The sequence below is a fragment of the uncultured Mycobacterium sp. genome (assembly GCF_964249325.1).
GTDB lineage: Bacteria > Actinomycetota > Actinomycetes > Mycobacteriales > Mycobacteriaceae > Mycobacterium.
Genome location: NZ_CAXUCH010000167.1, coordinates 1 through 9699, shown reverse-complemented (window position 1 = coordinate 9699; position 9699 = coordinate 1). Strand labels below are relative to the sequence as shown.

Here is a 9699-nt window from a genome sequence, read left to right as displayed (position 1 = left end):
CCCGGGGAGGGACCATGAGATCAGAGAGCCGACCAAAGCGCTGGCCCCGGGCATGCGCCGGAGTGCTCATGGCACTGGCCATGGCCGTGGCGCCCAGCTGCGGCGCGCTTCGGGAGTTCCACGGAGCGAATTCGTTCCCGTTGCCAGGCACCAAGGGCGGCGGCCCCGGACACTACACTATCCAGGCACAGCTGCCCGACGTCCAGAACTTAAGGCAAAATTCCCGAGTCCGGGTCAATGATTTGACCGTCGGCAACGTGACGAAGATCGAACGTCAAGGTTGGCACGCGTTGCTCACCATGACGATCGACGGCAACGTCGACCTCCCGGCCAACGCGACGGCCACGCTCGGTCAAACTAGTCTGCTCGGTTCCTTGCACATCGAACTGGCGCCACCCAAAGATGTGCCGCCCCAGGGCAAGCTCCACAACGGATCGCTGATCCCGCTGTCGTCGGCGGGCGCCTACCCGTCGACCGAGCAGACCCTGGGCGCGTTATCGCTGCTGCTCAACGGCGGCGGCCTAGGTCAGGTCCAAGACATCACAAAAGCGTTGAGCACCGCCTTCACTGGCCGTGAGGAGGAACTCAAAAACCTCATCCGCCAGGTGGATCAGTTCGTCGGTTACCTCAACGACCAGAAGGACGACATCATCGCCGCGACGGATAGCCTGAACAATCTCGTCGGCCGATTCGCCGACCAAAAAGGGATCGTCGATAAGGCTTTGAAGGCCCTCCCTGAGGGGTTGGCCGTGCTCAAGGATGAGCGGGAGAACCTCGCCGAGGCGCTCACTCAACTAGGCAGAGTCGGCGCACTTGTCGCCGACTCGGTCAACAAAACCAAACAAAACCTGGTCAAGGAGCTCAGTGATCTGGGCCCCGTGTTGCAATCACTGGCGGATTCCGGGCAGGCGTTGACTCGCTCCCTCGGTTTCTACGGATCCTTCCCATTCCCCAAAGACGCGATACCTATAGCGTTTCGGGGCGACTACGCGAACTTGACGGCCATAATCGACTTGACGCTCAGCCGGCTTGACGCTTCCTTCTTCACCGGGACGCGGTGGGAGGGCAATCTCACGCAGCTGGAATTGCAATGGGGCCGCACCATTGGCCAAATGCCCAGCCCATATACCGCGCGCAACCCCCTGGTGGTTCCCTACCACTTCAACCAGGGGCCGTGACATGCATTTGACGAGGCTAATCAAGATCCAGCTGGCCGTTTTCGCGGTGGTGGCCGTGACCACGATTGCGATCGTGTTTTTCGGCTACATCCGGATCCAAAGCGCGTATTTCGGCTTCGGTCGATACACCGTGCGGATGGAACTACGCAACGTGGGCGATCTGTACAAGGGCGGCAACGTCACTTACCGCGGTTACGAAGTCGGCCGAGTGGACGACGTGCGTCTAACCAACACCGGCGCCGAGGCGGTGCTCAGCCTAGACTCAAATATCAAGATACCTGCTGATCTCAAGGCCGAAGTGCACAGCATGTCCGCAGTCGGCGAGCAGTTTATCCAGCTCTTGCCGCAAAGCGGAGAAGGACCGGCGCTGAAAGACGGCGATGTTATCCCGATAAATCGCACCTCTGTGCCACCGAATATCAACTCGCTACTGGCCGGAGCGAATCGCGGCCTGAACGCGATCCCGCGTGACAACTTGAAAACGGCGGTCGACGAGGCCTATGTCGCGGTCGGCGGATTGGGCCCGGAACTCTCACGGTTGCTGGACAACACGATCACGCTAGCAAGCGATGCCCGCAAGAATCTGGACTCATTGGTTACCTTGATCGATGACTCAAAGCCGGTGCTAGACAGTCAGACCGAGTCATCCGATTCGATTAAGACCTGGGCAGCCAACTTGGCGACCATCACCAAGCAGCTGCAGAACAACGACACTGCCCTACAAGGCATCCTCAAGAACGGTCCGGCGGCGGCAGATGAGGCACGCCAGTTGTTGGATCGCCTGCAGCCGACGCTGCCTATCCTGCTCGCCAACCTCGTCACCATCGGGCAGGTGGCGGTCACTTACCGCGACAACCTCGAAAGCCTGCTCGTTTTACTCCCGCGGGGTGCAGAAGCCGTCCAAGCGATTAATCTGGCAAATTACGGCACCAAGGAAGATTACAAAGGTGCCTATCTGAGCTTCAACCTGAACCTCAACTTGCCACCGCCATGCGCCACCGGGTTCTTCCCGATCCAGCAAATGCGAGGCGCCAGCTTCGTGGACGCACCGGACCGTCCCGCCGGCAACGTCTACTGCCGAATACCGCAGGACTCATTCAACGACGTGCGCGGCTTGCGCAACTTGCCGTGTGAGACGCGCCCCGGCAAGCGGGCCCCCACGGTGAAAATGTGCGAAAGCAATGACGAGTACATCCCGCTCAATGACGGGTTCAACTGGAAGGGGGACCCGAACGCGACACTCACCGGCCAGGGTGTCCCCCAGTTCGATCCCGGAGATAGGCCCGCTGCACCGAACACAGCCGCGACGGCGCCAGCAAGACAACCGCCACCGTCGCAAGATCCGACACCACCGCCGCCAGCAGCCGCCGCCCAGTACGACCCTGCGACCGGCACTTATGTTGGCCCAGACGGGCAGGTGTACACCCAATCTGACCTCGCCCGCGATGCCGGTAAGGAGAAAACATGGCAGCAGATGCTGATACCCCGGTAGAAGCGAGCCAGAGCGTCGAGGCAGCAAAGCTAGCGACCGGTGGCGGCTACCCTAGCGCCAGTCCATCAGAATCCCGGTACGAAGATTCACAACCGGCATCTGCCGCAAAGGCTGAAACGAAGGAAGTCTCGGCGCACGAAGCCGATGACTACGAAGCCGTCGCCGATGAGGTCGACGACTCCGAAAACGCTGTCGCCGCCGCACGGTCGTCGCACGTGCGGTTGGCAACGGTATTCGGCGTGATCGTGGTCATCGCCGTGGGGGCGTTGGCCGGATGGTTCGGATCTCAGGCGCACAAGCTGCACCAAGCACAACACCAGCGCCAACTACTCATCCAAACAGGACGGCAAGGCGCACTGAACATAGCGACAATCGATTGGCAGCACGCCGACTCCGATGTCCAGCGCATCCTGGACTCGGCCACTGGAACCTTCTACGACGACATGTCTAAACGAAGGCAACCCTTTATCGACGTCATCAAAAAGGTGCAATCCAAAACCGTAGGAACAGTCACCGAAGCAGGACTGGAATCGCAGTCAGGCGACGACGCACAGGTTCTCGTTGCGGTGTCGGTCAACACCTCTAATCTAGGCGCGCGCGAACAAGCGCCACGGGCATGGCGAATGCGCATTTCGCTGCACACGACCGGCAACGACACCAAAGTCTCCAACGTCGAGTTCATGCCATGACAAAACCGCAGCCGAGTGACTCCGACACGGAACATGTTCAGCCCGAAGACGACGGTGCAGTGGTGCCGCGCTCGACCGATGCCGTATGTGATCGAAACAACGCGAAGAACTCAACAGCCATGACAGTCGAGAGCCAACCGAAAGAATCGATGAATACGGCAGACACCGACGCCACCGCGGACGCAGAGTCCGATTCCGAAGCCACAGTGGATTCCGAAGACGCCCAGGCCCCCCCAGCGAAGCGTCGACTCACTTGGTCGCGGGTCCTGGCATTTGGGGTGCTGCCTGGTCTGGCCTTGTTGCTGGCGATGGGTGCCGGGTTTTTGAAGTGGCAGGATTCGTGGGCCCGTGCATCGGCGTCCGCGCGCATCGAGTCAGTCGTAGCTGCAAAGGATTCGACAATTGCTCTGCTGTCCTATCAGCCCGATACTGCCGAGAAGACCCTGACGGGTGCCCGGGAGCGATTGACGGGCAATTTCAAGGAGGCCTACACACAACTGATCCGCGATATGGTGATTCCGGGCTCTAAGCAGCAACACGTGTCTGTGACCGCCACCGTGCCCGCGGCCGCCTCGGTATCAGCGACGCCGACGCATGCGGTGACCCTGCTGTTCGTCAACGAAACCGCGGTCATCGGCTCGGACCGGCCCACTGACTCCATTTCTAGCGTCCGGGTGACCCTAGACAAGATCGGCGGCCGGTGGCTCATTTATGAATTCAACCCCGTCTGACATTTAATACCTTAACGGGACTACCGGAATGGGTGGCACAGTACTACAACGCAACGCGCGATGCAGCGAAGTCCTGGCAGATGGTATACGGCGGCTGCAGAACGCTGGCACATCCTTGGCCCTTCACAATATAGGTCGCACCCTGTCGGTAGGCGTAATACAAGCGGGTGGTAGAGCCTCCGGATGCACACTGTCCGGCCGAATCGTCTCGCTCGATCGACAGACATACGACGGAAAAGTTAGCGAAGGCTTCCATCGTGCACGGCCCTAATTCCATCGTGGCCAAGACCATATTCGCCCCGGAGACCCGCACAACTTTCGGTGGCGGCAGTACAAAGGTGCACTGTCCCGGATCGTCCAGTGGCGAAGCATTCGCGACACGCACAGCGTACGAATCAATAATTGCGATCGGTAGAAATGCACAAAAAACTACAAACAGCCGGATCACGGTTCGAGCCTACTCTGATGCGGAGGATTTATACAGGCGACGGCTTAACTGGACAGGCACTCTCACGGCCGTAACGACGGAGCGTGGGCCGCCCGCAAGGAGTAAACGCGAGTCGGCCTTGCATCGACTGCTTAAGCCCGTCGAAAGACCCGCAGGAGCGCGAAGGAGTTCCAGAAATGGCAGCAGGAGACTCAGAGTTGGCGTGTGGCGATATCAAGCGGGCCGATCCCACTGACACCAAGTTCAAGAACGCCGTGCGCCGACGAACGAAATCAGGGGAGGGGCTTGCGTTTGTCGTCGGTGCCGTCACCGTCGTTGGCTTAACGGGACTCGTCGGGTGGCTCGGGTATCGGGCGTATGAGTCCCATCAAGCCGAGAAGCAGCTGGAAGTATTTATGCAGGTCGGCCGTCAGAGTGCGTTAGACCTGACAACAATCAAGCACAACGAAGTCGAGGCTGACGTTCAACGAATCCTGGACTTAGCGACGGGCACCTTCCACGACGACCTCAAGCAGCGGCTGCAGCCGTTCGTTGACGAAGTCAGGCATGAGCAATCTAATATAGAGGGGGCCATTAACGAAGCAGGTTTGCAGACCGTAACAAATGATTCGGCTCGCGTATTGCTGGCCGTGTCGGTGAGAACAACAACCGCCGCCGTCCCCGAACCACACTCGAATCGCTTTCGGATGTGCATTGAAGTACAGAGGGTCGGAGACACCGTCAAAGTCTCAAATGTGGAATTCGTACCGTGAAAAAAGACCAGGCGATGCGGCGTCGAAATCGGCCGGGGCCTGGAGCCCAAGACCGGCGTCGCGAATGATCGAAAATAGTGGGAGGTACGCCGAAACCAAAACCCCCAAGAAAAGTACGCCGGTTGTTTACTTCGAAGGCATACAGGGCACACGCGGCGCTGTGCGCGAAGCGCGTGATCTGCTTTTTGGTTCTCATTTTACGTGATATTCATATTGTTATCGTGGCGTGGAGCCTGTTCGAGCATAATCTATTTGCGACGAACGCCCTTGCGCGCCGTCATAGCAGCAGACGAGCGAGGTGAACGTGAAAAGTCTTTCGATACCGCTACGGGTGCTATTTTCTGCGGTCCTAGCAGTCACTGGTTTTCTCTGGGCCCCCGAGATTAGCTTGGCATACGGCGCGAATTTCGAAACCCTTATGGTGCCGTCAGCGGCCATGGGCCGTGACATCCCGGTGGCGTTCATGCCTGGCGGTTCGCACGCGGTATATCTGTTGGACCCGTTCGACGCTGGGTCGGATGTCAGCAACTGGGTGACCGCGGGCAACGCGATGAACACGCTGGCCGGCAAGGGCATTTCGGTTGCGGCGCCGGCCGGCGGCGCCTTCAGCATGTACACCAACTGGGAGCAGGACGGCAGCAAGCAGTGGGAGACCTTCCTGTCCAGTGAGCTGCCTGAGTGGCTGGCGGCCAACAAGGGGCTGGCCCCCGGCGGACACGGGGTGGTCGGCGCCTCGCAAGGCGGCTACGCCGCGGCGGCGCTGGCCGCATTCCATTCCGATCGTTTCCGTTACGCCGGGTCGATGTCGGGCTTCCTTGCCCCGGAGCGGACCGGGGTAGACGGTGCGATCACAGCAGGCCTACAGCAGTACGGTGGCGTAGACACTCGCAACATGTGGGGGCCGCCGCAGCTAGGCCGGTGGAAGTGGCACTCGCCCTATTCCCACATCCAACTGCTCACAGACAACAATACCCGTCTATGGATCTTCAGCCCGCAAACTGGGACCGCCAGTGATCCAGCGGCGATGATCGGTTACCCAGACCTCGCGTACGGCACCAACGCGATCTTCCGCTCTCAGTACGCTCAGGCCGGCGGCCGAAATGCGCACTTCGATTTCCCGGCCGGCGGAGACCATGGCTGGTCGACATGGGGACCGCAGCTCGGTGTGATGTCCGGTGATCTGGTGGCAGCCATTCGTTAGCCATTAAAGGCGAAGTTAGCTCAGGGCGGATAGCACGTGCCCTTGACTCGACGAGCTGGAACCCGACAGGAGCCGAACCCGCTCTGATTCGCGATGGAGAATATATCGATACCGCAGTCCTGCTGTGACGACATTTGCCACGAACGAAGCTGCACCTACAATGAGGCACCGACAGTTTGGGCGTTACGAGCGCACTGCGGATCCGCGCAGACAAGCTAGAGCCGGCCACAGCGGCCCGCATGGCATCGTTAAAAATCTGGCCCCGGCAGGTACGCGGGTGGAGGATAGACACCCCTGAGGCCCCATGCAATTGCCGCGAGCCCGTATTCCAACTCGTCGCTGGCGTCGTAGTCAGGGTTTGGATCCATGCATCGCTCCTTCGTAGGGCGTCGAAATTGCTTCGAAGCGTAGCTTCTGTTACCGGATGTCAAGTCGACGTGAGTCCGTATAAAACCATAGCCCAAACAGCATAACGCGTCACCATAGGTAGTGGGATACTTCAGACTTGCCGACCAGGTTGAGCATCGACGTGGCGGCAGTCGCCGAGTCGTTGATCGAATAGCAGGCGTCGGCATCGTTCCGGGCAGTCATACGCAGTATCTGCACAGCTATCGAATTATTCAGCGCTTAATGAGTCGGGCGGGTCAATCCTGAATACTCGTCGCCGCCGGCATTCACGTGGTTTCTCATCCACCCCGTTATCCGGTTATGAGCCGTTTTCAGTCGTCAACATCAAAAGCTTCAGTCCGTACAACACGCCGCAACAGGTCGAGCACGTTGTCGATCAGCGGCGAATTGGCGTGCGCCACATAAGCTGCGATTAAGTCGACCCCCAGCCGAGCGGGCATCAACGGGCGATAGCAAACCCCAGCAACACCGAGAGCCTGCGTAGGGTGCGGAACGACCGCCACACCGAGCCCCGCGGCGACCAGTGTGACCAATGTCGAGGTCTCGACAACTTCGTGGCGTACCCGTGGGACAAAGCCAGCATCCGCACACAGCGATGTCAGCAGACTATTCATCGCCGAACGGCCATGCCCGGCGTGGACGATGAACCCCTCGTCTAGTAAATCGTTCATGCGCAGTTCGTCGCGGGTGGTCAGCGGGTGCCCCCGAGGGAGGGCAATGAACAATCGGTCACGGCGCACCGTCTCCACCACTAACCCGGATTTGTCGACAGGCGGACGCAAGAGAGCGAGGTCAATGTCGCCGGCCAGCAGCGCGGAAATCTGCGTCGGTGCCAGCATTTCGCCATGCACGCTCACATCCACACCGGGCAGCACCTTGCGCAAGGCCCGAACGAGGTTGGGAAGCAGGGAGTAGGTCGCAGAACCCACGCAGCCAACCGCGAGATGCCCTTCCACGCCGTCCGCGATGCGCCGTGCCTCGTGCTTCGCGTCGTCGACCGCGTCGAGGATGGCCACCGCTCGCTTGAGGTACGTCTGGCCGGCTGGTGTCAGTTCGACCTTACGGGTGGTCCGGATCAAAAGCCGTACGCCCATTTCGTGCTCGAGCTGGCGGATCTGTCGCGACAATGGCGGCTGCGCGACGTTGAGCCGTTCGGCGGCCCGGCCGAAGTGCAGTTCCTCGGCCACGGCGCGGAAATACCGCAGATGGCGCAGCTCAGGCAATTGAGACTCCGAAAGTATTAATTTATCGGAAACGGATATTTCAAAATATCACTGCTGGTCGGTACGGTCGAAGACCATGACGGATCGCGTGCGGCAGTCGGCATACATCCCGGTGGGACCCATGGGCCGTGCTGTGGCGCTGATGTCGGCGGCTGTCTTGCGACCGTTGGGCTGCGTGAACTTGTTCCCGCACCGGCTGGGGAGGGCGATTTTCGACGCATTCATAGTCGGGCAATGGCTATCCGGAATCCCTGTCATCTCTTCCCGTGGCGGCGCGCGCACGCGGTCGTGACTCGAGGTGTACAGCCGATGCGCCTGTCGAGCACTACGCCGTCGGGCGTTATGACGAGGTGAAACAAGGGAGGTGTCGATCATATGGATCGCCTCGACTGGGCAGCCCCCGACCGACCCGCCACGCGATGCCTGGCGGGATAATTGAGATCGCGGAAAACCCGCGCAAGACCTACCGCATCCGCCGCCGCGAAGAGCAGGAACAGGCGGTTTGCTTTCAGAACCGGGCGGTTGGCGTGCACCAAGCGGCCTACTTCGTCGACGAACTAGCCCCAGTCACAGTTGCGGGCAAGCGCTGCAATCCTGACACCATCGTCGACCGCTACGACCATCGCCGGCCGACAGTCGACACAAGCTTGGTCCCGCTGCCGACCATTCGGGCCCGACGTCAGCCAGACTCAAATTTCACCGTGCACAATCCTATATGGCAAAACGACGGCGCGAGGTGCATCAACATACGCGCTGGAGCCCAAACCCCCAATTTAGCAAGCTTTTTCGGCGCTACTCTCATGCGCGGTCACCCGCTGCGGGCTTCAAATCATGAGAATCGGCTGGGTCGGCGCCAGCACCGCAGCTCTGCAGTAGGCCCGGCGGAGCCTCGAAGACGTCGACGTGAGCGGGCTCAACCAAACGTTCGCCGTCCAAATCGCCATCTTGCAGGAGTGGGAACTCGACCCGCTCGGGTATTAGCTGGATTCAAACGGTTGCCGTGCTCCACCGGGACGCCCGGTCACTGTCACGGGGGGCGCATCAATGCCGCCGCCTACGAGTACGAGACCCGCCTCCCCGCCGTCTACTGCATCGTAGAACCTAAGTGCTTCGGCGAAGGCCAAGGGCTGGCCCCGGTATGCGAGTCGCCGCGATGAGCGCGGTGCAGGTCCATGCTGTCGTCACTGGGCGCGACCGCGGCCCGGTCCTCGTGCTGTCTAACTCACTGGGTGCCACACATCGCATGTGGGACGTCCAACTGCCAGCGTTCGAGCAGCGGTTTCGGGTCGTGCGCTACGACACCCGCGGCCACGGCGATTCTCCGGTGCCCGGCGGCCCATATTCGATCGACGACCTAGCGGACGACCTGATCGCCTTGCTGGACCGGCTTAGCATTGAGCGGGCGCATATCGTCGGGTTATCGCTGGGCGGCATGACCGCGATGCGGGTCGCAGCCCGCTGCCCCGAACGGGTCGACCGGGTCGCACTGCTTTGCACCGCCAGCCGGCTGGCGCCCGCCTCGACTTGGACGGAGCGGGCCGCCACCGTCCGTGCCCATGGCAGCGCCGCTGTCGCCG

Annotated in this window: 8 protein-coding genes and 1 pseudogene; 7 read left to right on the top strand and 2 right to left on the bottom strand. The window is 60.6% G+C overall.

Features of this window, described 5'->3' with window-relative positions; all coding sequences use genetic code 11:
* Positions 1 to 14: 14 nt before the first annotated feature.
* The 6 genes from ACFE99_RS18120 (at position 15) to ACFE99_RS18095 (ending at position 6491) form a co-directional block, all read left to right on the top strand.
* The gene (locus ACFE99_RS18120; RefSeq protein ID WP_375487675.1) at positions 15 to 1178 is read left to right on the top strand and encodes an MCE family protein; all 1164 of its coding nucleotides are present in this window, start codon (positions 15 to 17) and stop codon (positions 1176 to 1178) included.
* A 1-nt stretch (position 1179) separates the two neighbouring features.
* Positions 1180 to 2670: an MCE family protein gene (locus ACFE99_RS18115; RefSeq protein ID WP_375487673.1), complete on the top strand. Its 1491-nt coding sequence runs from the start codon at positions 1180 to 1182 to the stop codon at positions 2668 to 2670.
* Complete coding sequence (locus tag ACFE99_RS18110; RefSeq protein ID WP_375487671.1) at positions 2643 to 3359, top strand: Mce protein; 717 nt, start codon at positions 2643 to 2645, stop codon at positions 3357 to 3359. Before ACFE99_RS18115 ends, ACFE99_RS18110 begins: the two co-directional genes overlap by 28 nt.
* A gap of 119 nt (positions 3360 to 3478) precedes the next feature.
* The gene (locus tag ACFE99_RS18105; RefSeq protein ID WP_375487669.1) at positions 3479 to 4090 is read left to right on the top strand and encodes a hypothetical protein; all 612 of its coding nucleotides are present in this window, start codon (positions 3479 to 3481) and stop codon (positions 4088 to 4090) included.
* 624 nt (positions 4091 to 4714) lie between these two features.
* Positions 4715 to 5290 carry an Mce protein gene (locus ACFE99_RS18100; RefSeq protein WP_375487667.1) on the top strand — a complete coding sequence of 192 codons (576 nt, stop codon included), beginning with the start codon at positions 4715 to 4717 and terminating at the stop codon, positions 5288 to 5290.
* Between the two features lie 304 nt (positions 5291 to 5594).
* The gene (locus ACFE99_RS18095) at positions 5595 to 6491 is read left to right on the top strand and encodes an alpha/beta hydrolase-fold protein (protein WP_375487665.1); all 897 of its coding nucleotides are present in this window, start codon (positions 5595 to 5597) and stop codon (positions 6489 to 6491) included.
* Between the two features lie 248 nt (positions 6492 to 6739).
* Here the strand turns inward: ACFE99_RS18095 and ACFE99_RS18090 are convergent.
* Positions 6740 to 6859 (bottom strand): annotated as a pseudogene (locus ACFE99_RS18090) (hypothetical protein); the annotation flags it as partial.
* A gap of 351 nt (positions 6860 to 7210) precedes the next feature.
* A complete protein-coding gene (locus ACFE99_RS18085; protein ID WP_375487663.1) occupies positions 7211 to 8122 on the bottom strand; it encodes a LysR substrate-binding domain-containing protein in 912 nt (303 codons plus the stop codon).
* A gap of 1153 nt (positions 8123 to 9275) precedes the next feature.
* Here ACFE99_RS18085 and ACFE99_RS18080 point away from each other — a divergent pair.
* A partial coding sequence (locus tag ACFE99_RS18080) for an alpha/beta fold hydrolase (protein WP_375487660.1) occupies positions 9276 to 9699 on the top strand: 424 nt, incomplete at its 3' end.